The organism is Thauera sp. 27 (genome assembly GCF_000310125.2).
Classification (GTDB): Bacteria; Pseudomonadota; Gammaproteobacteria; order Burkholderiales; family Rhodocyclaceae; genus Thauera; species Thauera mechernichensis.
Genome location: NZ_AMXB01000021.1, coordinates 1 through 24015 on the forward strand (window position 1 = coordinate 1; position 24015 = coordinate 24015).

The 24015-nt window shown below is 66.5% G+C and carries 19 protein-coding genes and 2 tRNA genes; 9 read left to right on the forward strand and 12 right to left on the reverse strand.

The genetic code is table 11. From position 1 onward, the window contains the following. Window positions 1–1493, reverse strand: a 1493-nt coding sequence (locus tag B447_RS12385; RefSeq protein WP_002940476.1) for a hypothetical protein, incomplete at its 3' end; no start/stop codon positions are given. An 80-nt stretch (window positions 1494–1573) separates the two neighbouring features. Here B447_RS12385 and B447_RS12390 point away from each other — a divergent pair. After that, window positions 1574–2383, forward strand: a complete 810-nt coding sequence (locus B447_RS12390) for a creatininase family protein (protein WP_002940478.1) — start codon at window positions 1574–1576, stop codon at window positions 2381–2383. Between the two features lie 76 nt (window positions 2384–2459). Here B447_RS12390 and ribA read toward each other — a convergent pair whose 3' ends face one another. Continuing rightward, complete coding sequence (gene ribA / locus B447_RS12395) at window positions 2460–3617, reverse strand: GTP cyclohydrolase II (RefSeq protein ID WP_002930102.1); 1158 nt, start codon at window positions 3615–3617, stop codon at window positions 2460–2462. A gap of 98 nt (window positions 3618–3715) precedes the next feature. On the opposite strand from ribA, the gene B447_RS12400 reads away from it, so the two are divergent. After that, window positions 3716–4570, forward strand: coding sequence for a RibD family protein (locus B447_RS12400; protein WP_157384672.1), 855 nt, complete (start codon window positions 3716–3718; stop codon window positions 4568–4570). Here B447_RS12400 and B447_RS12405 read toward each other — a convergent pair. The 5 genes from B447_RS12405 to B447_RS12425 are packed head-to-tail and all read right to left on the reverse strand — an operon-like array spanning window position 4567 to window position 9081. Continuing rightward, window positions 4567–5598: a lysylphosphatidylglycerol synthase transmembrane domain-containing protein gene (locus B447_RS12405; RefSeq protein WP_002940483.1), complete on the reverse strand. Its 1032-nt coding sequence runs from the start codon at window positions 5596–5598 to the stop codon at window positions 4567–4569. The genes B447_RS12400 and B447_RS12405 overlap by 4 nt on opposite strands. Before the next feature lie 14 nt (window positions 5599–5612). Then, a complete protein-coding gene (locus B447_RS12410) occupies window positions 5613–6524 on the reverse strand; it encodes a class I SAM-dependent methyltransferase (protein WP_002940491.1) in 912 nt (303 codons plus the stop codon). Window positions 6525–6564: 40 nt separating this feature from the next. After that, on the reverse strand, window positions 6565–7644 hold the full coding sequence (locus tag B447_RS12415; RefSeq protein ID WP_002940493.1) for a glycosyltransferase family 4 protein: 1080 nt from the start codon (window positions 7642–7644) through the stop codon (window positions 6565–6567). A gap of 34 nt (window positions 7645–7678) precedes the next feature. Further along, complete coding sequence (locus B447_RS12420; protein ID WP_002940494.1) at window positions 7679–8077, reverse strand: 6-pyruvoyl trahydropterin synthase family protein; 399 nt, start codon at window positions 8075–8077, stop codon at window positions 7679–7681. Window positions 8078–8094: 17 nt separating this feature from the next. Beyond that, on the reverse strand, window positions 8095–9081 hold the full coding sequence (locus B447_RS12425) for a zinc-dependent alcohol dehydrogenase (protein WP_002940495.1): 987 nt from the start codon (window positions 9079–9081) through the stop codon (window positions 8095–8097). 188 nt (window positions 9082–9269) lie between these two features. Between B447_RS12425 and B447_RS12430 the strand changes: the two genes are divergently transcribed. Both B447_RS12430 and B447_RS12435 read left to right on the forward strand, forming a co-directional pair. Beyond that, window positions 9270–9995 (forward strand): CDP-alcohol phosphatidyltransferase family protein, encoded by a 726-nt coding sequence (locus B447_RS12430; protein WP_037982775.1) that lies wholly within the window; start codon window positions 9270–9272, stop codon window positions 9993–9995. Then, window positions 9992–10603 (forward strand): YceI family protein, encoded by a 612-nt coding sequence (locus tag B447_RS12435; RefSeq protein ID WP_002940500.1) that lies wholly within the window; start codon window positions 9992–9994, stop codon window positions 10601–10603. Before B447_RS12430 ends, B447_RS12435 begins: the two co-directional genes overlap by 4 nt. A gap of 28 nt (window positions 10604–10631) precedes the next feature. Here the strand turns inward: B447_RS12435 and moaA are convergent, their stop codons facing one another. Next, complete coding sequence (moaA, locus tag B447_RS12440; RefSeq protein WP_002940502.1) at window positions 10632–11723, reverse strand: GTP 3',8-cyclase MoaA; 1092 nt, start codon at window positions 11721–11723, stop codon at window positions 10632–10634. A gap of 181 nt (window positions 11724–11904) precedes the next feature. Here moaA and B447_RS12445 point away from each other — a divergent pair, with 181 nt between their 5' ends. Then, a complete protein-coding gene (locus tag B447_RS12445) occupies window positions 11905–14334 on the forward strand; it encodes a Lon protease family protein (RefSeq protein ID WP_002930076.1) in 2430 nt (809 codons plus the stop codon). 185 nt (window positions 14335–14519) lie between these two features. On the opposite strand, the gene B447_RS12450 is transcribed toward B447_RS12445, so the two are convergent. The 3 genes from B447_RS12450 to B447_RS12460 form a co-directional block, all read right to left on the reverse strand. Beyond that, window positions 14520–14595, reverse strand: a tRNA-Asn gene (locus tag B447_RS12450). A 64-nt stretch (window positions 14596–14659) separates the two neighbouring features. Then, a tRNA-Asn gene (locus B447_RS12455) sits at window positions 14660–14735 on the reverse strand. Window positions 14736–14824: 89 nt separating this feature from the next. Then, a complete protein-coding gene (locus tag B447_RS12460) occupies window positions 14825–16033 on the reverse strand; it encodes an amino acid aminotransferase (RefSeq protein ID WP_002930075.1) in 1209 nt (402 codons plus the stop codon). A gap of 150 nt (window positions 16034–16183) precedes the next feature. Between B447_RS12460 and uvrB the strand changes: the two genes are divergently transcribed. Next, window positions 16184–18271 (forward strand): excinuclease ABC subunit UvrB, encoded by a 2088-nt coding sequence (gene uvrB, locus B447_RS12465; RefSeq protein ID WP_002930074.1) that lies wholly within the window; start codon window positions 16184–16186, stop codon window positions 18269–18271. 27 nt (window positions 18272–18298) lie between these two features. Next, window positions 18299–18772 carry a low molecular weight protein-tyrosine-phosphatase gene (locus tag B447_RS12470; protein WP_002930073.1) on the forward strand — a complete coding sequence of 158 codons (474 nt, stop codon included), beginning with the start codon at window positions 18299–18301 and terminating at the stop codon, window positions 18770–18772. 82 nt (window positions 18773–18854) lie between these two features. On the opposite strand, the gene B447_RS12475 is transcribed toward B447_RS12470, so the two are convergent. Beyond that, window positions 18855–21917, reverse strand: coding sequence for an Rne/Rng family ribonuclease (locus B447_RS12475; protein WP_002940504.1), 3063 nt, complete (start codon window positions 21915–21917; stop codon window positions 18855–18857). Between the two features lie 446 nt (window positions 21918–22363). Between B447_RS12475 and B447_RS12485 the strand changes: the two genes are divergently transcribed. Then, the gene (locus B447_RS12485; RefSeq protein WP_002940509.1) at window positions 22364–23323 is read left to right on the forward strand and encodes an RluA family pseudouridine synthase; all 960 of its coding nucleotides are present in this window, start codon (window positions 22364–22366) and stop codon (window positions 23321–23323) included. Continuing rightward, entirely contained in the window at window positions 23316–23972 is a 657-nt protein-coding gene (locus tag B447_RS12490) for an HAD-IA family hydrolase (protein WP_002940511.1), read from the forward strand. The genes B447_RS12485 and B447_RS12490 overlap by 8 nt, the downstream gene beginning before the upstream one ends. Window positions 23973–24015 lie beyond the last annotated feature (43 nt).

Genomic DNA, 24015 nt, shown 5'->3' on the forward strand with positions numbered 1-24015 from the left:
CGGGGGTAGCCCCCCAGCCAGTCGAACTGGTAGCGCATCGAGGCCAGGTAGGCTGGCGTGGGGTTGGACCATGCCACGGCTACGCCTTCGGCGGCATCGCGCTCGTCGATGGTATAGGCGTCCGCGCCCAGCAGGCGTGACCAGTCAGCGGTGAAGGGCGGCAGTGCGCGGAAGGGCGCGTGCGTGGTCACGGTGGGAAACACCACCAGACGCGGCTGCCGGTGGCGGGGGCCGGCTTCTTGTTGCGACGCCGGGAGCGCCGAGAAATCCTTGCCGAACTCCTGGTGGTGGATGAGCGCCATCGAGGCCTGGTCGGGAATGCGCCAGAAGCCGAAGTGTGGTCCCTCGTAGCCGATGCGCTCGGCGTCGGCATAGCGGTCGAAAGCGTAGAACGCGCCTTCCGGCCAGGCGCGCTGAATGCCAGGCAGCCAGCCTACGCTGCGGTAACCATTGGCGGCGAAGTGGCTCACAAGACTCGGCCGGCTGCTGGCGAGCAACTGTTGGTAGTTGCGCGGATCACGAGTATCCATACCCGCCAGCAGGCTGGCATGGGAAAGCCAGGACGCGCCGCCGAAGGTGGGCGCGACCAGCCGGGCGGACACGACATGGCGGTCGCCGGCGGCGATCGCAGCGGCGAGTTGTGCTCGTGACGGCGCCAGCGCTTCGGCAATGTCCGGCTTGTCGAACGTTATTGCGCCGTAGGCCTCGGCAAACACGATCAGCACGTCCGCTCCACCGAGCGCATCGACAGTGCCCGAGAAAACCGGCCCCGGGCCGAGGCCCCCGCCCTGGGCGTCGGCGGACAGCGCAAGCACAAGCAGGCGCGACTGTTCGGCGAGCAGGGCACTGACCGGTGGAGCGAGCAATGGGCGCAGCCGCTCGGGCTGCCATGGCTGGGCGACCGACAGCGCGCACACCGCGAGCCCGAGAAAGAGCAGCAGGCGCCGGGTGAGGTCGTGTTCCGCTGCGCGGACAAGTGGGAGCATGCACAGCCTCACGATCGCGTATAGCAGTGCCAACGCGAGTCCGGCGACGATCAGTGTGAGAGCAGTGGCGAAGGCCTTGTTCTCGACGCTCATCTTGATGACGGCCCATAGGTGCTGGCTGTCCCAGTAGGCGTTGAGTCGGCGGCCGAAGATCGACGGCACCGTGACGTTGATGTAGTGCATCACCACCCAGTTACTGCCGAGCGCTGCAAGCGCGCCAAGCATGCGCTGCCCGAGTGCGCCGCGCCAGCCGATCCAGATGGCGAGCGCCACCAGCAAGGCGGCAAGCTCGGTGGATAGCCGCCACTCGAGCCGCGGCCACAGGGTGGGCCACTCGTTGCCAAAGGTGAGCAGGAGGTTGAGCACGAACAGCGGCAGCACGACGAGGCCAAGCGCACGTGCACCAGCGGCGAACGCGGTTGCAGCTGCGGTGCGGACCGCGAGGTCTTCGTTGTCCCCCCGCCCGTACTCATCTTGCCGCGGCGCTTCATGCGATTGTCTGGTCATCACCGGTACCTGCTCACCGAGGCCGCCCCGATCCGGCTATGATCGGACGCAGCCGATCTCTTCGCCCCAACTTTGCCGACATGGACAAAATCGCTGCGGTTTCGAACTGGCTCGACCTTACCCCGCAACAGATCCGTTGCCTTGCAGCCGAGGATGCGGTGGCGGTGCTGCCGTTGGCAGCGGTCGAGCAGCATGGCGAGCATCTGCCTCTGTCGACCGATCTCGATATTGCCGAGGGCTTGCTGCGTGCAGCCCTGCCGCAGCTTGACCCGCAGCGGCGGGTCTGCGTACTGCCTGCCCTCGCCGTGGGCTTGAGCCTGGAGCACACTGCATTCGCGGGTACGCTGAGCCTGAGCCCGGAGTGTGCGCTGACCACCGTTTGTGAGCTGGGCGATAGCGTGGCGCGCGCGGGGCTGCGGCGATTGGTGTTGTTCAACACCCACGGCGGCAACAAGGCTGTTGTGGATATGGCTGCGCTCAAGCTGCGAGCTGCGCATGGCATGCTGGTTGTACGCGCAAACTACTTCCGCTTCGCGCCCCCGGAGGACGCGCTGCCAGCGGCCGAGTTGCGCCACGGCCTGCATGGCGGCGCGCTGGAAACCGCGATGATGCTTCACCTTGCACCGCACAAGGTCAGGTGCGAGGTGCTGGCGAACCATGCCTCGCTCGGCCAGGCCATGGACGCCAAAGGCAACCTGCTCGGGCCCGAGGGCGAGGCTGGCTTTGCCTGGATGGCGCAGGATCTCAACCCGCATGGGGTGACCGGCAACGCAGCGCTCGCCGATGCGGCGCTGGGGTCGCGCCTGGTCGAGCACTTTGCCGCTGCGCTCGTACGCGTCATCGAGGACGCCGCGGCCTTTGATCTCGAGTGCCTGAGCCGGGGCGGTTAAGGCCCGCGGCTGCGGCGGATGGGCGGCGTGCAGTCCCCGATTCACCGCGCCGCAACCCGCATACGAAAGATGTGCCTCAGGCGCCGCCAGCCGTGCCGGGCGCGGGCAGACGTTCGGGTTCGGCTGACGCCGGCTCGTCCTGCTCACTGAGCAGGTCGTGCAGCCAGTGACCGTGCCGATCTGCCTTGGTCTGCAGGTAGCGCTCGTTCTGGCGGGTGACGTCGCCGTAGATCGCCTGGCGCTCGACGACGTTGATGCCGGCGCGTTGCAGCGCCTCCACCTTGCTTGGGTTATTGGTCAGCAACATGACCTTGGCAATCCCGAGCTGATCGAGCATCTCGTGCGCGACTCGGAAATCGCGCTCGTCCTTGGAGAAGCCGATGACCTGGTCCGCATCGATCGTGTCCAGGCCCTCGTCCTGCAGGCCGTAGGCGCGCAGCTTGTTGGCGAGCCCGATACCACGCCCCTCCTGGGAGAGATAGAGCAGGACGCCGCCGCCCTGTTCGTTGATCGCGGCCACGCCGCGGCGCAGCTGTTCGCCACAGTCGCAGCGCAGGCTGCCGAAAAGGTCGCCGGTGAGGCAGGATGAATGCAGGCGTACGGGCACGGCCTGCGGCCACCGGCCCGGGTCACCGATGACGATTGCTACATGCTCATGCACCCCGTCGGCTTCGCGGAACAGCACGAAGCGGCTGTTCTCGGCCTCAGCGAGCGGAACGCGGGCTTCGCTGACTCGGGTCAGCAGGCCAGGCCCACTTCTGCACAGGCGCAGCGCCTCGTCGGCCTCTACCGCCAGCAACTGGCCGCCGGCCAGCTCGTGCTCGACCGCACTACGCGCAGCCTCCGGCACGGCAAAGGCCAGTGCGGCAGGGACAAGCTGGGCACGGGCAAGAAGACGCAGTGCCGCAAGATTGGTCTGGTCGGCGTCCACTAGCTGGACGCCGTGGGGCAGTGCCGCCCCGCGCGTCCACGCCAGGGCACGCAGCTCAACGTCCATAGGCTGCTGATCGAAGACGAGGCTCACCGCCTCGGCCGTGACGACATGGCCGAGGGCAGCCATGCGGTGGCGGCTCAGCACGAGTGCGGGTGAGACGCCCGTGAGTGTGCCGGCTGCAGAGAGCGTGGCGTCGCACAGGCCTTCGACCGCGAGCACGAGCGTCTGCGCGCCCTGGTGGCGCAACACGATGGGAAGTCCGCGTCGCAGGTCGAAAATGGCACGCTCGGCTTGGCGCATTCGGTGTTCTCCGTTCGGGTTATCGGGTTCATCATTGCGCAACTGCCGGACATGGCAACAGACTGTAGGCGCGAACCGCTTTGTTCAATGGATTCTGTATGGCGAGCTTACAACGCTCTCAAGATTGGGGCTGGTCCTGCATTCTTCAAGCGTGCACGCACGATTGGTCCGCGCAGCCCGAGACAAGTTTCCAGGCGGGCGGCGCCTGGCTCCGTGTGGTCGCGGGTGGTGGCTGGCGGTGCGACACCGTGGTCGATGCGGTGACGGAGGCCTTGCTCGACACCTTCCTGCCGCTGGTCGCCAGCTGCCGGCCGTGGACGGTCGCCCAGATCGGCCAGAGCCTGGATGGACGCATCGCCACTCAAAGCGGAGCCTCGCACTATATCAACGGAATCGAGGCCCGCACACACCTGCACCGCCTGCGCGCCGTGGCTGATGCGGTGGTGGTCGGTGTGGGCACGCTCAATGCGGATGACCCACTGCTTACGGTGCGCCATGTCAGCGGCCCACAGCCGCTGCGGGTAGTGCTCGATCCCAGCGGCCGCGCCGCGCCGCAGGCGCGCATGTTTGCCGATGGTAGCGGAGCCTGCCTGCTGATTCGGGGCGAAGGCGCGGGTGAGGTGAGGGCAGAGGGTCAAGTCCGTATGCTGCGTTTGCCGACCCGAGAGGGACGCTTTGCCCCGGCTGAAGTGGTGCAGGCGCTCCATGCCGAGGGATGCAGGCGTGTGCTGGTCGAGGGCGGCGGCTTGACGGTATCGGGCTTCCTGGAGGCAGGCGTGCTCGACCGCCTGCATGTGCTGGTGGCGCCGATGCTCATCGGCTCGGGCCGGCCAGGGCTCAGCCTGCCGGTCATCGATACGCTCGAAGGCGCCTTGCGGCCGCGCTGCCGCTACTTTGCCTGCGGCGATGACGTGCTGTTCGACCTCGACTTCGGCGACGAGCGCGGTATTTAGCGGCGCTGCCGGAACAGCACCAGCGCGCCTGGCAGGCTGGACAGCAGCACGACCACGCCATAGGCGATCGCAATCGCGACGCCCTGCGCGGGGTCCAGTCCGGCGGCCGACCATAGCAGGGCCGCAGCACCTTCACGCACGCCCCAGCCGGCAATCGACAGCGGCAGCGCCATCGCCAGCAACACCCAGGGGATCAGCGGCAGGGCCTCGCCGGGGTGGGTGGCTGAGCCAAGCATGAGCAGGCAGCACAGGTACACAGCCACATAGCTGACAACGATCAGGAGCGATGCGAGCAGCTGCTTGAGCAACACCTTGCGTGCAAACAGTGCTTGCCTGAGCGCGGTGGTCAGGCTCGCAAGCACGGCGGGGCGTCGTCGCCACAGCCAGCCGAGTGTGAATGCCATGAGTGCCGCAATGAGTGTCGTCATGGCGAACGTCGTCATCGAGCCCGCCGCGCTGCTGTCCGAGTCAAGCACGCGAGCCAGTGCGGCGCGCAGGCTCGGTGCGGTGAGGAGCGCCAGCAAGGCGACCAGAAGCAGCGCGAACTGACCGGAAACGCGCTCGATCAGCACCGCGTGCCAGGCCGAGGTGCCGCGCCCTGCTGTGCCGGTGGTCGTACGTGCGTGTCGCCACGCGCGGTTGGCATCGCCCATGACGCCTCCGGGCAGCAGCTGGTTGAGGAGGGTGGCCAGGTAGTACTCGGCGAGTGCCATCCTGAAACCGAGCGGCACGCCAAGCTGCTGTGCCGTCAGCTGCCAGCGCCAGGCCGACAGCGCAACCTGGGGCAGGCTCAGCGCCAGCGCCAGCGCCAGCCAGCCGGGGTGAGGGGCGGAAAGTGCAGCCAGCAGGGTAGAGGGCTTCAGCCACAGCACGAGCGCGACCAGGAGGCCGCAACTGAAGGCAACGCGCAGCGCAGGCAACAGGCGGGCGAGGCGGCGGTGCGTGGGCTTGGCAGCGCGTTCGTGTATCGGTAATCCGGGTAGTCCGCCGTCCGCCGCCGCGCCGGCGCCCCTTCGCTGCGTATCCATCGCCCTGGCCTGGCTCAAGTGCTTGACCGCGGCGGGCTTGCAAACAGGTCGACGTGGCCGACGACGAGGCGACCACTGTTTCCGGCACACCAGGCTTGGCGACGCGCATGCCAGCGCCGGATGCGCTCGGCCATGGCCGGCAACTGCGCACATGCGGCCTCACGCCAGCCATCGATGAGGGTGCGGGCCAGCTGTGACTGCCTTGAGTCATCGAGCTGCAGTTGCCAAGGGCTGGCTGCAAGCTCGACGTCAAAGCCGCGCGTGCGCAATGCGGTGGCGAGGCAGGCCGCAGCGTCCGGCCCGAGTGCGGCCCCGATGCCCTTGTTGCCACGCTGGTGCGCATTGAAGGCTTCGTTCACCACGGGGTCGTCCACGTCCGTGTCCGCCTCCCACACCGGCACGCCGGCTGCGCTGGACTCGGGGGCGCACAGGCGCTCGAAGCGCCAGCTGCCATCCACGCTCAGGGTGACGAACACCGCGCTGCCGTGAGCGTCGCAGGCGGCGGCAAGACGCTCGATCCAGGTTGCGTCGACCAGGTCGAGCAGCGCCGAGGCGCACACCAGGTCGGCCTCGCCGATCGTGAGTTCATCCAGCGCAGCGAGGTCCTGCAGCCGGGTGTGTACGCTCACCGGCTTGCCTTCGGCGTCACATAGTGAGGCGCAAGCATGTCGCGCATGTACGAGCAGTGCGTTGTCGCGGTCTACCAAGGTCCAGCGTTGGAGGCCAGGCAGTCGGGGGGCAAGGTGCGCAGGGTTGGCGCCGCTGCCGCTGCCCAGGTCCACGAGATGCAGCGCACGCGGGCTGCCGCCGCGGCGAGCGTCGAGCCAGGCGCGGGCGCGCGCTTCGAGCGCATGTGCGCGGGCGGCGGTATCGGCCGGGCGTCGCAGCGCAAGCCAGTCGATGCTGAAAACCGCATCGGTATGCATGCCCTCTTGTCCGTGGCGATCCCCGGCTTTGCCTTGGTCGCTATGCATGGCGTCCTTGCGCTAGGTGGTTCGTAGCTGCGTGGCGGTCGAGTGCGGTGGCGAACTCGAAGCCTGCACGCGTCCAGTCGCGCAGGCTGGAACGGGCGCGGCGGGCGCCATCGCGAAGTTGCAGCCTGTGCTCGCGGTTGCTCAGCAAGGCACGCAGCGCGCTGGCGAAGGCATCGACGTCATCGACCGGCAGCGCCAGCCCGGCTCCATGCGGCAGGGTTTCGCCCAGAGCGCCACCCGAAGTGGTCAGTACCGGCAGTCCGGCGGCGACTGCCTCGGTGATGACCATGCCGTAGCCCTCGTAACGCGAGGGCAACACGAAAAGGTCGGCTGCGGCGTAGGCTGCGCAGAGCGCATCATCCGTACATTCGCCGCTTAGCCGGACGCGCCCGTCGAGGCCGGCAGCGGCGATCTGAGCGGCGATCGTGCCCGCATGCACGGGGTCGCGTGCGAGGCTGCCGATGCAGTCGCACTGCCAGTCGAGGTCGGCAACACGCGCGAGTGCCGCCACCAGCAGCCCGTGGCCCTTGCGCGGGGTCAGGCTGGCTACGCACAGGAGCTTGGGTATGTCGGCATCAGCCGCGGCGAGGGGCAAGGCGCGTACCCCCGGCTCGACCACCTGCAGGCGATTGGGTCGCACGCCGAAATGCGCAAGCCGCCGTGCGGTGTGGCGGCTGGTAGTGATGACGGTACGGGCTGCGGCCAGGGCTGCGCGCTCCGAGGCCAGAAGGCAGCGTTGCAGCGTGGTGCATAGTCCGCCTTCGTCGGCCAGCGGGTGGTGGATGAGGGCGATGAGGTCCAGGCGACCGGCGTGGGCATGCGCAAGCTCAGGTAGCCCACCCAGAGCAAGTCCGTCGATGACCACCTGGCGGCCCGCAGGCAGCGCCGACAATGTGGCATCGAAGGCTTCGCGCGCTTGGGCATCGGCGTCGGGGAAGCGCCCGGGCAGGCCGTGCACGGTGACCGTCCAGCCCTGTGCGCGCAGCGAGGCGGCGATGTTTGCGTCGTACAGGTAGCCGCCGGTGAGCTGGGCGGGGTCGCCCGGGACGACGAGATCGACGCGGCGGCTCATGGAGATCGGTCCGATGTCAAGGCTGGCGTCTGGTTCAAAGCCCGCCCTCATAGGCTGCCCAGGCGATGTGCGATTCGTGCAGGGTGACCTTCAGCCGCTCGAGCCCGCGCGCGCCCTCGCCAAGGCGGCCGCTGCGGACGGCTGCGGCCATGCGCTCGAAGATCACCCGTGCCATGAACTCGGTGGTGGTGTTGCGGCCGCTGAAGGCCGGCTCATCGTCGAGATTGCGGTAATTGAGTTCGGCGAGCACCGCCTTGAGCGTATCGCTGGCGAGACCGATGTCGACCACCAGGCCATCGGCGTCGAGCTCGGGGCGCTGAAAGCATGCATCAACGACATAGGTGGCACCGTGGACGCGCTGGGCGGGGCCGAAAACCTCGCCCTGGAAACTGTGGGCGATCATGATGTGATCGCGGACGCTGAGGCTGTACATGCAGGTGCTCCGGTTGGTCAGTCATAGCGGATGCGCTCGCACAGGGCGCCAGCCGGCGTGTGCGCCAGGCGTGCCATGAGTGCGGGCAGGGCTGCGAAAGGGTGCTCGCCGCTGATCAGTGCATCGAGCCGATCGTCGACGAGCAGCGCGAGCGCGAGTTCCAGGCGGCGGCGGTAGTCCCAGCGCGGCGCGCGCGGCGCAGTGATATGGCCGACCTGGCTGGCGCGCAGGACGAGCCGGCGCGAATGAAAGGCGGCGCCGAGGGCGAGCGTGGCGTTGCGCTGGCCGTACCAGCTCACCTCGATGATGCTGGCCTCCTGGCCGGCGAGTTCGAGCGCTTGCGCGAGGCCGGCTGGATTGCCGCTGGCGTGAAAGACAAGGTCGCATTCCGGGCGCGCCGCCCCGGGTGCGCGATGGACGAGGCCGAGCGCCGTGGCGAGCGCCGCACGCTCGGCGTCGACATCGATCAGTTCTACCTCGGTGCCGGGGATGCGTGCACACAGCCAGGCGATCAAGGTGCCGACCACGCCGGCGCCGATCACCGCGATACGGTCGCCGACGGCTGGGCTGCCGTCCCAACAGGCGTTGATCGCCGTCTCCATGTTTGCGGCAAGTACCGCACGCGCGGGTGGCACTCCGGGGGGGAGCGCCAGCACGGCGCTGGCAGGGACGATGTAGCGCTGCTGATGGGGGTGCAGGCAGAAAACGGTCTGCCCCCGGAGCGCGGCGGCCTGGGAGCCGATGCCGTCCTCGACGATGCCGACACTGATGTAACCGTACTTGACTGGCCCGGGAAACTCGCCCTCCTGGAAAGGCGCACGCATGCGCTGGTATTCCGAGCGCGGAACCTCGCCACGGAACACCAGGCTTTCGGTGCCGCGGCTGATCGCGCTGTACAGCGCGCGCACCAGAACGTCGCCGTCGGCGAGCGGCGGCAGTGGCGCGGGGCGAAGCTCGCCCCGATCCGGTGGCAGGCTCCAGAACGCGAGGTTGGTAGCGGGCATGCGTAAATTGGTCGCGCGGGCGAACCCGATGCGTAATCTGGTGATCGAAAGCGGTATGTTAGCAGGCGGCTCGCGGGTCCTCGCGGGCCAGCGGGCGACGGTGTCGGGAGCGGTCAGTCGTGGCGACAAGTGGGAGGTGAAGCGTGCAGCGTGGTGGCCTCGGCGAGGTGTCGAGCGGGAGGGGGTACATGCCAAGGCTCTGGCAGGAGTTGGGGCTCGCACTGCTGATGTTGCTGGGCGGAGGCATCGTGGCTTGCGTCTTCGCTGCCATGCCGGTGCAAGCGCTGGTGGGTGCGACGGTGGCGCTCGCAGTCATCGTCCTGCTGCTCGCCCGCTTCTGGGGGGATCCCCAGCGCAGTATGGGGCCCGCCAATCAGGTCACGCTGGTGCGCGCAGTGCTGGTGTGCATGCTGGTCGGGGCGCTGTTCGCGCCTGCCTGGGGGGCACAATGGGCGTGGCTGCTGGCCGCCATCAGTATGCTGGCGCTGGTGCTGGATGGCGTCGACGGCTGGGTGGCACGACGCTGGCGCTGCGCCAGTGCGTACGGGGCACGCTTCGACATGGAACTCGATGCCCTGCTGATCCTCGTCCTTTGTGCGCACCTGTTGCAGATGGGCAAGGCCGGGTCCTGGGTGCTCGCGATCGGACTGATGCGTTACGGCTTCGTCGCCGCCATGCTGCGCTGGCCGTGGTTGGGCGCTCCCTTGCCCGACAGCGACAGGCGCAAGCTGGTGTGCGTCGTGCAGGTCGCGAGCCTGCTGCTATGCCTGCTGCCACTGGTCGACGCCTCGTTGGCGACGACCTTGCTGTTGCCCGCGCTGGCGTTGCTGGCGTGGTCCTTCGCGGTCGATGTGCACTGGCTGCACCGCGCAGTCCGGGGCGGGACCGCTGACAACCGGAGGAGAGAAGGATGAAGACCGAACCGATCCGCTGTGCCCGCAACGCCCTGATCGGCGCCGCGACGCTGCTCGCCGCGGCGTTAGCGAGCCCTGCATGGGCGCAGTCGCACAGTTACCGTATCGACCCCGACCACTTTGCGATCGCCTTCAAGGTCGATCACATCGGCTACGCCAAGGTGATAGGCCTGTTTCAGAAAGCCAGTGGCAACTTCGTCTACGACGAGCAAACCCGTGCGCTGAGTTCGGGGCGTGTCGTGGTGAGCGCCGATAGCGTGTTCAGCAACCACGGCGCACGCGATCGCCATGTTCGCGACAGCGATTTCCTCGACGCCAAGCGCTTCCCCGAGATCGTCTTCGAGGCGACCACGTTCGAGCCCAACGCCGACAACACCGGCAAGCTCAGCGGCAAGCTGACCCTGCTCGGCCAGACCCACCCGGTGACCCTCGAGGTGGCGCTGAACAAGGCGGCGGTGTATCCGTTCGGGCACCGCAAGCATACGTTGGGCATCTCGGCGCGCACCACGCTGCTGCGCAGCCAGTGGGGCATGACCTACGGCATCGAGCGCGGCATGGTCGGCGACGAGGTCGAACTGCTGTTCGAACTGGAGGCGATCCGCGAGTGAGCGGGCTTGGGCGGCGGACGGGGGCGTCTCAGCCGCCTATGTAGGACATCTCGATCTTGCGCAGGGCTGCGGTCTCGGCCGTGCGGATCTCCGAGTAGCGGTCGTCGCGCTGCTGCCACACCTGGGCGATCGCGGCATCGAGGCGGGCGTCGACGCTTGCCGCCTCGTCCGCGCTGCGCAACAGGGCGCGCAGGTCATGCCCCGCCTGCGCGAACAGGCAGGTGTAGAGCTTGCCCTCGGTCGACAGGCGGATGCGCGTACAGGTGGAGCAGAAGGCCTGGGTGACCGAGGAAATCACGCCGATCTCGCCCGCTCCATCCTTGTAGCGCCAGCGCTCGGCAACTTCGCCCTCGTAGTTGGGGTCGATCGGCTCGAGCGGATGGACGCGGTCGATGCGCGCGATCACGTCCCGCGAGGGCAGCACTTCGTCCATCTTCCAGCCGTTCGACGCGCCGACGTCCATGAACTCGATGAAGCGCAGGATGTGCCCACTGTGGCGGAAGTGGGTCGCCATTGCCTCGATGTCGCTGTCGTTGGTGCCGCGCTTGACCACCATGTTGACCTTGATCGGCCCGAGACCGGCCGTACGTGCAGCCTCGATGCCTTCGAGGACCTTCTCTACCGGGTAGTCGGCGTCGTTCATGCGTCGGAACAGCGTGTCGTCCAGTGCATCAAGGCTGACCGTGACCCTGTGCAGACCCGCGTTCCTGAGCCTTTGCGCCAGCTTGGGCAGCAGCACGCCGTTGGTAGTCAGTGTGATCTCGACGCCGTCGAGCCTGGCCAGCATGCCGATCAGACGGTCAATGTCCTTGCGCAGCAGCGGTTCGCCACCGGTGATGCGGATCTTGCGCACGCCACGGGCAACGAACAGCTGCGCCACGCGAACGATCTCCTCGAACGACAGCAAGTCTGCCCGTGGCAGAAAGGGGTAGTCATCACCGAACACCTCGCGCGGCATGCAGTACACGCAGCGGAAGTTGCAGCGATCGGTGACCGAGATGCGCAGATCACGCACATTGCGCCCGCGCCGGTCGAACAGGGCAAGACCGGGAGCGGGCCTGTTTGCAGGGTCGGCAGGCGAGGGCGCCGCCGCTGCGTGCTGGATCGGGATGACTTTCATGGTCGTTGCGCAGTGGTGTGACTGGATTATCGGCACGCTGGCGCGGGGGTGCAAGGCGGGTTGGGAGGGCTGGTGCCACATGCGACCTCCACGGGCAGCGGGCCGCGCTCAATGAGCCGGCAGAGCCAGGGTGTATCATGGCGCGCCGACGCGACTTGCGGCATCTGGAGAATACTCGAACATGGCCGACCTCGTGCCACTGCCGGCAACGGCACTGCGTAAGCACTGCACCCCCGATTCACTTGGTTTCGATACCACCGAGGCGCTCGCCGACCATGCCGGCGACCTTGGCCAGGAGCGCGCCGTGGAGGCGATTCGCTTCGGGCTGGCGATGGGACACACCGGATACCACGTGTTCGTGCTCGGCGAGGCGGGCAGTGGCAAGCATGCAACCACCTTTCGCCTGCTGCGCGAACGTGCGGCGAGCGAGCCGGTACCGCCCGACCTGTGCTATCTGCACAACTTCGACGAATCGCTCAAGCCGCGCCTGCTCACCCTGCCTGCCGGGCGGGGCGCAGCGCTGCGGGCGCACATGCAGACCTTCATTCGCGATCTCGGCCCGGCGCTTGCTGCAGCGCTGGACAGCGATGCGCACAGCGAGCGTGTCGAGGCCCTGCAGAACGCGCACAAGGCACGCGAGGAGGGGGCTCTGCGCGAGCTGGGGCAGGCCTGTGCCGCGGAGCAGATATCGTTGCTGCAGACCCCGGAAGGCTTTGTCTTCGCGCCGATCCGCGACGGCGAGGTGATGTCGCCAGAAGCCTTCGAGGCCTTGCCCGAGGCCGAGCGTGACCAGATCGAAGCGCGCGTGACGGCCTGGAGCGAGAAGCTCGAGGACCTGCTCAACGACTTCCCGGGCTGGCGCAAGGCGGTGCGCGAGTCGATCGAGCGCGCCGAGCACGAGGTCTTGGGGCCTGCCGTGTCCCACCTGCTGCGTGAGGTGCGCGAGGCGCATGCCGACTTGCCCGAGGTGCTGGCCTTCGTCGATGCCGTGCAGCACGATGTGCTCGACAGCGCGATCAAGGGCACCATGCTCGAAGAGGATGAGGACGATGTCTCCGAGCCGGAGGAGAACACGCGTTACCACCGCTACCAGGTCAAGCTGCTGGTCGATCATTCGGCCTCGCAAGGGGCGCCGGTGGTGTTCGAGAACAATCCTGGCTATGGCAACCTGATCGGCCGGATCGAGCATGTAGTGCAGCAGGGCAACCAGGTCAGCCACTTCAACCTGATCCGTGCCGGGGCGCTGCACCGCGCGAATGGCGGTTACCTGGTTCTCGACGCCGAGCGCCTGCTGTCGCAGCCATTCGCATGGGAGGGGCTCAAGCGCTGCCTGCGTGCGGGAGAGATCCGCATCGAGCCGCCTGCCGAGGCGCAAGGCTGGAGTGGTGCGTTGACCTTGGAGCCGCAGGCAGTGCCGAGCGCACTCAAGGTCGTGCTGATCGGCGATCGTGACGTGTATTACCTGCTCATGGAGCACGATCCCGAGTTTGCCGACCTGTTCAAGGTCGCAGCCGATTTCAACGACGACCTCCCGCGTACGCCGGAGAACGAGCGCGAGTATGCGCGCCTGATCGCGTTGCTCGTACGCAGCGCCGGCCTGCTGCCCTTCGACAGCAGCGGTGTCGCCCGCCTTGTCGAGGAGGCCTCTCGCCTCGCCGAAGATTCCGGCCGCCTGTCGCTGAACACCCGCTCGCTGTCGGATCTGATGCGCGAGGCCGACCACCATGCCCGGCTCAAGCGGCGAGACACGAGCACGCGCGTCGAGGTGGAGGATGCACTGGCTGCGCGCGTGCGTCGCTGCAGCCGTTATCCGACCCGGGTGCGCGAATCCATCCTCGACGGTACGACGCTGATTTCCACCGATGGCGAGCGTGCCGGCCAGATCAACGGATTGGTCGTTGTCGAACTCGCCGGCGAACGCTTCGGCCATCCGGTGCGCATCACTGCCACGGTGCGTATGGGCGAGGGCGACGTGGTCGATATTGAACGTGAGACCGAACTCGGCGGTGCCATCCACTCCAAGGGGGTGCTCATCCTGTCCGCCTTTCTCGCCGCACGTTACGCCCGTCACCAACCCTTGTCGCTGTCGGCGAGCCTGGTATTCGAGCAGTCCTACGCGCCGGTCGAGGGCGACTCTGCCTCGCTTGCCGAGTTGTGCGCGCTATTGTCGGCGCTGACGCAGATTCCGATCCAGCAGCGCTTCGCGATCACTGGCTCGGTGAACCAGTTTGGTGAGGTGCAGGTAATTGGTGGCGTCAACGAGAAGATCGAGGGCTTTTTCGACCTGTGCAGCGCCCGCGGCCTGGATGGCTCGCACGGGGTGGTGATCCCCGCGGCCAGCGTACGCCACCTGATGTTGCGCGAGGACGTCGTGCAGGCGGCCGCCGCAGGCCGGTTCCACATCCACGCCGTGTCAACGGTGGACGAGGCGATGACCGTACTGACCGGTGTCGAGGCGGGCGAGCCGGACGCAAAGGGCGTGATCCCCAAGGGTACCCTCAACCACAAGGTTGCGACGGTACTGGCCGAAATGACTGCGGCCCGCCATGCTTATGCAGACGGCGAGGGTTCCGCAGGTTCGCGCCAGCATCGGCGGCGACACGGGGTGTGATTGGAGGGGGGCTCGCTCCCCGACCGGGGCTCGTCGCGAGTCCCGTGAGCCTTACTCGGCTCACCCAGGCCCCGAGGCCCAGGCGTTCAGCTGGTCGGTGTTGTTGCCTCGAAGTCACTGACCTTCGGGGTTGGAAAAGCAAGCAAAAAAGCCAACCCCGAAGGATTGGCTTTTTTGCTTGATGCTGGCTCCCCGACCTGGGCTCGAACCAGGGACCTACGGATTAACAGTCCGGCGCTCTACCGACTGAGCTATCGGGGAATTACCTTTTGCAGCCTACTGCTGCGACCTGCTGTTCCTTGGAGAAACACCAAGTCCTTAAACTTGGCTCCCCGACCTGGGCTCGAACCAGGGACCTACGGATTAACAGTCCGGCGCTCTACCGACTGAGCTATCGGGGAACAGAGGCGCGCATTTTAGGCATAGGGCGCGCCTTCGTCAAGGCGAAGAAGCGTTTTTTTGCTGCTCCGTCGCCTTGGTGCGATTGGGCTCAGCCCTTGACCACCTGTGCGATCGCCTTGGCGACGTAGCCGATGTTCTTCGAGTTGAGCGCGGCCAGGCAGATGCGGCCGGTCGATACGGCGTAGATACCGAAGTCGGCCTTGAGCGTCTCGACCTGCGCTGCAGTCAGGCCAGTGTACGAGAACATGCCGCGCTGCTTGATCACGAACGAGAAGTCCTGCGCCACGCCTTCGGCCTTGAGTTGGTCGACGAGGCCGGTGCGCATCGCGCGGATGCGCTCGCGCATGCCGCCGAGCTCGTCTTCCCACATCTGGCGCAGCTCGGGCGAGGACAGCACCGCGGCGACGATGGCGCCACCATGGATCGGCGGGTTGGAGTAGTTGGTGCGGATCACGCGCTTGACCTGCGACAGCACGCGGCCCGCTTCTTCCTTGCTGGCGGTGACGATGGAGAGCGCGCCAACGCGCTCGCCGTAGAGCGAGAAGCTCTTCGAGAACGAGCTCGACACGAAGAACTGCAGGCCGCTGGACGACAGGGCGCGCACGGCCACGGCGTCGGCGTCGATGCCTTCGGCGAAGCCCTGGTAGGCCATGTCGAGGAAGGGAATCAGGCCGCGCTCACGACATACGGCCACGACTTCGTCCCACTGCGCGTCCGACAGGTCGGCGCCGGTCGGGTTGTGGCAGCAGGCGTGCAGCACGATGACCGAGCCGGGCTGCAGGCTGTCGAGCTTGGCCTTCATGGCGGCGAAGTTCACGCCACGGGAGGCGGCGTCGTAGTAGGGGTAGTTCTCGACCGGGAAGCCGGCGGATTCGAACAGTGCGCGGTGGTTTTCCCAGCTTGGGTCGGAGATATAGACGGTGGCGCCGGGCACCAGACGCTTGAGGTAGTCGGCACCAACCTTGAGGGCGCCAGTGCCGCCCAGGGCTTCGATGGTGACGGTCTGGCCGCTGGTGGCGAGCTGCGAGTCCTTGCCGAACAGCAGGCCTTGCACCGCGTTGTTGTAGGCGGCAGGGCCTTCGATCGGCTGATAGCCGCGCGGCGGCATGGCTTCGAGGCGGGCCTTCTCGGCAGCGCGCACGGCGGCGAGCAGCGGGATCTTGCCGTTGTCGTCGTAGTACACGCCAACGCCGAGGTTGACCTTCTCGGCGCGGGTGTCGGCGGCGAAGGCCTCGTTCAGGCCAAGGATCGGGTCACGGGGCGCCATCTCGACGGCGGCGAAGATCGAAGCGGACATGAGGACTCCAGTCGTTCCAGTAGGGCAGCGGTGGGTGCGCGTGGCGGGAACGGCGCCGGGCCGTGCCTTGTCACGCGATTTGGGAAATAATCGGTGTTTTAGTCCGGTCCCGCCGGGTGGCGATGCACCGGAATGGAGCGGGATTTTAGCATGACGAGTCAAGGCAATAGCGCCGGAAACGATGCGCCGCAGCAAGGCGGCAAGGTGATCGGTTTCGAGGGTAGCCCCTTCCGCCTGCATCAGCCTTTTCCGCCCGCGGGTGACCAGCCCGAGGCGATCCGCCTGTTGTGCGAAGGGGTGGAAGACGGCCTCATGTACCAGACCTTGCTGGGCGTGACCGGCTCGGGCAAGACCTACACCATGGCCAACGTCATTGCCCGCATGGGGCGCCCGGCGCTGGTGCTGGCGCCCAACAAGACGCTGGCGGCGCAGTTGTACGCCGAGTTCAAGGAGTTCCTGCCCGAGAACGCGGTCGAGTACTTCGTGAGCTACTACGATTACTATCAGCCGGAGGCCTATGTGCCTTCGCGCGACCTCTTCATCGAGAAGGATTCGTCGATCAACGAGCACATCGAGCAGATGCGCCTGTCGGCGACGAAGAGCCTGATGGAGCGGCGCGACGTGGTCATCGTCGCTACCGTGTCATGCATTTACGGCATTGGCGACCCGGTCGACTACCACGCCATGATCCTGCATCTGCGCGAGGGTGAGCGCATGGCGCACCGCGACCTCATCCAGCGCCTGGTGGCGATGCAATACACCCGTGCCGATATCGACTTCCGCCGCGGCACCTTCCGCGTGCGTGGCGACGTCATTGATGTGTTCCCGGCAGAGAACGCCGAACTGGCGGTGCGTATCGAGATGTTCGATGACGAGATCGAGCACCTGACCCTGTTCGACCCGCTTACCGGGCACCTCAAGCACAAGCTGGCGCGCTTCACGGTGTATCCGTCGAGCCACTACGTGACGCCACGCGCCACCGTGCTGCAGGCGATCGAGGCGATCAAGGATGAATTGCGCGAGCGTATCGAGACCTTTCAGCGCGAGGGCAAGCTGGTGGAGGCGCAGCGCATCGAGCAGCGCACCCGCTTCGATCTCGAGATGTTGAACGAGATGGGCTTCTGCAAGGGCATCGAGAACTATTCGCGCCACCTCTCCGGCCGAGGCCCCGGCGAGCCGCCGCCCACCCTGATCGACTACCTGCCGCAGGACGCACTGCTCTTCATCGACGAGTCGCACGTTGCCATCGGCCAGGTGGGCGGCATGTACAAGGGCGACCGCTCGCGCAAGGAGAACCTGGTCGGCTACGGCTTTCGCCTGCCCTCGGCGCTGGACAACCGCCCGCTCAAGTTCGACGAGTTCGAGCGCCTGATGCCGCAGACCGTCTTTGTCTCTGCAACGCCGGCGAAGTACGAGGCCGAGCACCAGGGGCAGGTTGTGGAACAGGTGGTGCGCCCGACCGGGCTGGTCGATCCGGTGGTTGAGGTGCGTCCGGCGATGACACAAGTGGACGACCTGCTCGGCGAAATCAAGAAGCGCCTGGCGGTGAATGAGCGGGTGCTGGTCACCGTGCTCACCAAGCGCATGGCCGAGGACCTGACTGACTACCTCGCCGACAACGCGATCCGTGTGCGTTACCTGCACTCGGACATCGACACCGTGGAGCGGGTGGAGATCATCCGTGACCTGCGCCTGGGAGAGTTCGACGTACTGGTGGGCATCAACCTGCTGCGCGAGGGTCTGGACATCCCGGAGGTGTCGCTGGTGACGATCCTCGATGCGGACAAGGAGGGATTCCTGCGCTCGGAGCGCTCGCTGATCCAGACCATTGGCCGCGCGGCGCGCCATCTCCATGGTACGGCCATTCTCTATGCGGACCGCATGACCGATTCGATGAAGGCAGCCATCGGTGAGACCGAGCGCCGTCGCCAGAAGCAGATCGCCTTCAACGAGGCCAACGGCATTGTGCCCAAGTCGGTGAGCAAGCGTATCAAGGACATCATCGATGGGGTCTATGATTCGGATGGCGCCAAGCGCGATGCCGCACGCGTGGCGGAAAAGGACGCAGACTATGCGGTGATGGACGAGAAGGCGCTGGCGCGGGCGATCAAGCGCCTGGAGAAGGAGATGCAGGAGCATGCCCGCAATCTGGAGTTCGAGAAGGCGGCGGCGGCGCGTGACGAGCTGTTCAAGCTTCGCCAGCGCGCGTTCGGTGCCGACCAGCATGGCAGTGTTTGAATAACAAAAATGAGAGGAGGGGATGACATGACCAGGATCCTGTTCGTGTGCACCGGCAACATCTGTCGTTCGCCGACAGCCGAGGGCGTGGCGCGCCATTTCATCGAGACCGCCGGCTTGAGCGAGCTCGTCGAGGTCGATTCGGCTGGGACCCATGGCTATCACGCCGGCGAGGCGCCGGATCCGCGCACTCAGAAGGCAGCGAAGCTGCGCGGCTACGACTTGTCCGCGCTGCGCGCGCGCAAGCTCGAGGCGCGCGATTTCCAGGAGTTCGACCTGCTGCTGGCGATGGACCGTGGCCACCTCGAGATCATGCAGCGTCAGTGTCCCGAGGTGTATCGTCCGCGGCTCGGGTTGTTCATGCCTTACGCAGGTCCCGAACGGCTCGATGATGAGGTGCCTGATCCGTACTACGGTGGGCCGCGTGGCTTCGATGTCGTGCTCGACATGTGCGAACACGGCGTGAGGGGGCTGCTCGAGGCCGTCGTGGCCAGGGCCTGAGCAGTCTTCGGAAACGACAAGGCCATCCCGTGGGATGGCCTTGTCGCTCAAGCCCGCTTTGCTCGGGCGGGTGCGCGTGCGCTTACTTGCGCGTTTCCACCTGCTGCAGCGGCTCCTGTGCGACGAACGCGGCTGCACGAGGCTTGCGGCCCAGGCGAACCGGGGCTTCCACAGCGCCGGTGCCGAACTGGGCGCGCTTGGCCGGATCGGTTTCGATCTTGATCAGGCCGCCTTCAGCCGTGGCTGCAGGTAGCGTGATCGGGGCCGTTTCCGCCGGCGTTGCAGGGGCTTGCGCTTGAGCCGTGGCAGTTTGCACGACTTCCGGCTCAGCGGCTTCGACAGCGGATGCGACTGACTCTGGCTGCCCCTCGACGGCTGCCGCAGGCGCTTCCGCCCGATGCGGCTCGTTGGTCGCAACAGGCTCGGCCTGCTCGCTCACCACCAAGGTCGGTACATCAGGGTCGATCTCAGTCCTTGCTGCGGAGTCGGCCTGAGCTGCAGCCTGCGGTTCGGCCTGAGCTGCAGCCTCAGGGGCCGTCTCGGTGGCCGGCGCGGCTGGTTCGGCGGCTGCGACTTCAGCCTCTGCTTCGGCCTGCATCGCTACCCTGACAGGCAAGGGGGCTGCTGCGTTTTCCGCGAAGCGATCCTGAGCCTGCGGCTCGATGGTCTCCGGTTCGGAAACGGCAACCGGGAGTTCGGCCGGAGTCGCATCCGCAGCGGACGCAGCCGACTCAGCTGCAGCGCTGACGGGCGTCATGGCCTGCGCTTCGGTGGTCTCGCTTGCCACGCTCTCGACGGTCTCCCCCACGGCTGCAGGCGTAGCGGTTGCAGGTTCGTCGGTGGTGCCGGAAGCGAGCTGAGCAGCGTCTGCGCTGGACTCGCCGGCTTCGCTGGTTTCGACTCCGCCCTGCAGGTCGGCGGCTTGGCCTTCGCCCGAGCGGCGGCCGCGACCGCGGCCACGGCGGCGACGCTTCTCGCTGGGGGCGCCGTCCTCGCCGGCAGGCGTGTCTGCGACCACCGTGCCGGCTGCTTCGGCAACCTGTACGCGCTCTTCGCTCACCACTGCAGCGGCAAGGCCAGCCGCGAGCTTCAGCTTGTCGTCGTCGGGTGCGCCCGTGCGCTGATCTACAGCCTTATCAGTACGTTCGGCTGCGTCCTCCGTCCGTTGGCCGCGCCCACGTCCGCGGCCACGGCCACTGTCGCTACGCTCGGACTTCTCTGCGGGCGCCGTGCTGCGCTGCGGCTTGTCGCTTTCGCTGCGTTCGCTGCGGCTGTTGCGGCCGTTCTGGCTTTCGCCGTCACGCTCGCTACGACGGCCGCGACTGCCGTTGCTACGACGGCCGTCACCACCATTGCTGCGCTCGCCGCGCGGGCGCGGCTCGCGCTTCGCAGGTGCTTCAGCTGCAGCCACGGGCTCGGCGGCCGGTGCCGGCTTGCTGCCGGTAAACCAGCCGAGGATGCGGGCGATGAGGCCCTTGCTCTCGACCGCGGCCGGGGCTGTGGGGGCCTCGGCGGCAACCGGTGCCACCGGCGCCGGCTGCGCAGGAGCGATACCCTTCACGGCCGCTTCGGGACGTGCCGGGCGGTCGTTTGCCTTCGAGGGCAGGCGCTCGTCGTCCTCGCTGGGCTTCTGCACCATCTGGTAGCTCGCCAAGGCGATGTCCTCGGCGTTGAGCTGGTCGTGACGCAGGCGGATGATCTCGTGCGCCGGCGTTTCGAGGTGGCGGTTCGGCACGATGATGAGCTGCACCTTGTGGCGCATCTCGATGCGGGCGATATCCACGCGCTTCTCGTTGAGAAGGAAGGTGGCCACGTCGACGGGCACCTGCAGGTGCACCGCGCCGGTGTTTTCCTTCATCGCTTCCTCTTCGAGGATGCGGACGATATGCAGCGCCGACGATTCGGTGCTGCGGATATGGCCAGTGCCGTTACAGCGCGGGCAGGTGATGTAGCTGGTCTCGGCCAGTGCCGGACGCAGGCGCTGGCGCGACAGTTCGAGCAGGCCGAAGCGGCTGATCTTGCCGGTTTGCACGCGCGCGCGGTCGTGGCGCAGGGCGTCACGCAGGCGGTTTTCGACCTCGCGCTGGTTCTTCGCCGACTCCATGTCGATGAAGTCGATGACGATGAGGCCGCCCAGGTCGCGCAGGCGCAGCTGGCGGGCGATCTCGTCGGCGGCCTCGCAGTTGGTACGGAAGGCGGTTTCCTCGATGTCCGAACCCTTGGTGGCACGGCCGGAGTTGACGTCGATCGATACCAGGGCTTCGGTGTGGTCGATGACCACTGCGCCGCCCGAGGGCAGATTGACCTGGCGAGAGTAGGCCGACTCGATCTGATGTTCGATCTGGAAGCGCGAGAACAGCGGCACGTCGTCGCTGTAGCGCTTCACGCGGGCGACATTGCCCGGCATCACATGGGCCATGAACTGCGTGGCCTGTTCGTAGATGTCATCGGTGTCGATCAGGATCTCGCCGATGTCGGGCTGGAAGTAGTCGCGGATGGCGCGGATGACGAGGCTGCCTTCCTGATAGATCAGGAAAGCGCCGGCCTGGCCCTGGGCCGCACCCTCGATGGCGCGCCACAGTTGCAGCAGGTAGTTGAGGTCCCACTGCAGCTCTTCGGCACTACGGCCGATGGCTGCGGTGCGAGCGATCAGGCTCATGCCGCCGGGCACTTCCAGCTGGTCCATGTTCTCGCGCAGTTCGGCTCGCTCGTCGCCCTCGACGCGACGCGACACGCCGCCGCCGCGCGGGTTGTTGGGCATGAGCACCAGATAGCGGCCGGCCAGCGAGATGTAGGTGGTCAGCGCTGCGCCCTTGTTGCCGCGCTCGTCCTTCTCGACCTGGACGATGAGTTCCTGGCCTTCGCGCAGGGCTTCACGGATGGTGGCCTTGCTCGCGTCCACGCCGGGCTGGAAGTAGGCGCGCGAGATTTCCTTGAAGGGCAGGAAGCCATGGCGCTCGGCGCCATAGTCTACGAAGGCCGCCTCGAGGCTAGGCTCGATGCGGGTGATCACCGCCTTGTAGATGTTGCTCTTGCGTTCTTCTTTTGCGGCCGATTCGATATCGAGGTCGATCAGTTTCTGACCGTCTACGATCGCGACGCGCAGTTCTTCGGCCTGCGTCGCATTGAAAAGCATGCGTTTCATTGGGATCGTTCTCCCGCGCAATTCACACGGGCAGGACGAACGGCGCGCACCATCGCGCTTTCCGGGATCAGGAGCGATTCTTGAGGACTGCTGCTTTCATCCGGTGTGTGTTCAGGGCTGTGATGGGTCGGCTGGTCGATATTCTCTTGACCCCGCCCGCCAGGCCGTTGAGGCCAGGCGGGCGGATCATTTGATCCTGCGTGTGCGTCTTGCACGTCAAAATCCAACCCGTGGGCTGGATGGGTATGTCGAAGTGGGTCTGTTGCGTTACCATCGGCGCCTTTTGGGCCTTGGATGGCTTGCAACGGTCAAGCCGGGAGCGCTCTTCAGGGCTCATTGCCAGCAGTCTGCGCGCATCGCCGGTGCAGATGTTTCGACCTGCTTTTGACGTCGACGCGCCGCACTTGGGTGGCAGCGACCGGGTTAACCGTGCAGAAGTATATTTCATGACGATGATTGATGGCAAAGCGATCGCAGTCCGGCACGAACGCATCGACGATGCGGCGGCTGGCCAGCGGATCGATAACTACCTGATGCGGATAGCGAAGGGCGTGCCAAAGAGCCACGTCTATCGGATCTTGCGCAGTGGTGAGGTCAGGGTCAATGGCCGCCGGGTGCAACAGACCTACCGCCTGGCCGAGGGTGACGAGGTGCGCATTCCGCCGCTGCGTGTCGCTCAGGCCGAGCGCAGCGCACCGGCGCCTGCCGGCAAGCCGCTTCCGGTCGTCTACGAGGACGATGCGCTGCTGGTGATCGACAAGCCGTCGGGCAAGGCGGTACATGGCGGCAGCGGGGTGAGCTATGGCGTGATCGAGCAGCTACGCGTGCAGCGTCCGGAGTTGCGTATGCTCGAACTGGCGCACAGGCTGGATCGCGAGACCTCGGGGCTGCTCATCGTTGCGAAGAAGCGCTCTGCACTTACCGCACTGCACGACATGATGCGCGAGGGTAGGGTGGAGAAGCGTTACCTGACGCTGGTGCCCGGGCGCTGGGCTAACGCGTTACAACATGTGAAGGCTCCATTGCACAAGTACCTCACCGCCGAGGGTGAGCGCAGGGTGCGCGTCAGCGAGGACGGCAAGCCGGCGCACAGTGTCATGCGTCTGGTGCGACGCTGGCGTGATTACAGTCTGCTCGAGGTCGAACTCAAGACCGGGCGGACGCATCAGATCCGCGTTCATCTTGCTCATCTCGGTTTCCCGCTGTGTGGAGACGACAAATACGGCGATTTCGCTCTCAACAAGCGTCTCGAGGCCGAAGGGTTGAAGCGCATGTTCCTGCATGCGGCAATGCTGAGCTTCGCGCATCCGCTTACGGGCGAGGTGCTGTCCTTCGAGGCGGCGCTGCCTGCGGAGCTACAGGCGTTTCTGACGCATCTCGACATTCAGGAGAGGGGGCATGGCTGAGCGCTTCGATCTCATTGTCTTTGACTGGGACGGAACCCTGATGGACTCTGCCGGGGCGATCGTGCGCGCAATGCAGGCCGCTGCGCGTGACCTCGGTCTGCCTGAGCCGGCGGAGGATCGGGCGCGCTACGTGATCGGGCTCGGGCTGGTCGATGCGCTACAGCATGCCGTGCCGGAGTTGGCGCCGGAAGACTATGCGCGCATGGTCGAGCGTTACCGTCACCATTACCTGTCGCGGGATCATGAACTGGTACTTTTCGACGGGGTTGGCGACGTTCTGGGGGCGCTTTCTGAGCGCGGACACCTGCTCGGAGTGGCGACCGGCAAGAGCCGCCTGGGTCTCGACCGCGTCCTTGGGCGGACCGGGCTGGGGGCGTATTTCCATAGCACCCGCTGTGCGGACGAGTGTTTCTCCAAGCCGCATCCTGCCATGCTCGAGGAGATCATGAGCGAGCTCGGTGTACTGCCCGAGCGGACCCTGATGGTGGGCGATACCACGCATGATCTGCAGATGGCGAGGAATGCTGGCACGGCGGCGCTCGCCGTGAGTTTCGGTGCGCATCCGCGCGCGGCACTGCAGGCCGAGACGCCGCTGTCGTGCCTTGATTCCCCCCGCGAGCTGGTCGATTGGTTGCTTCGTGAGACGTGAGACGTGAGATTTGAGGCTTGGGGCGTGAGGCTGGCGCCCCGTC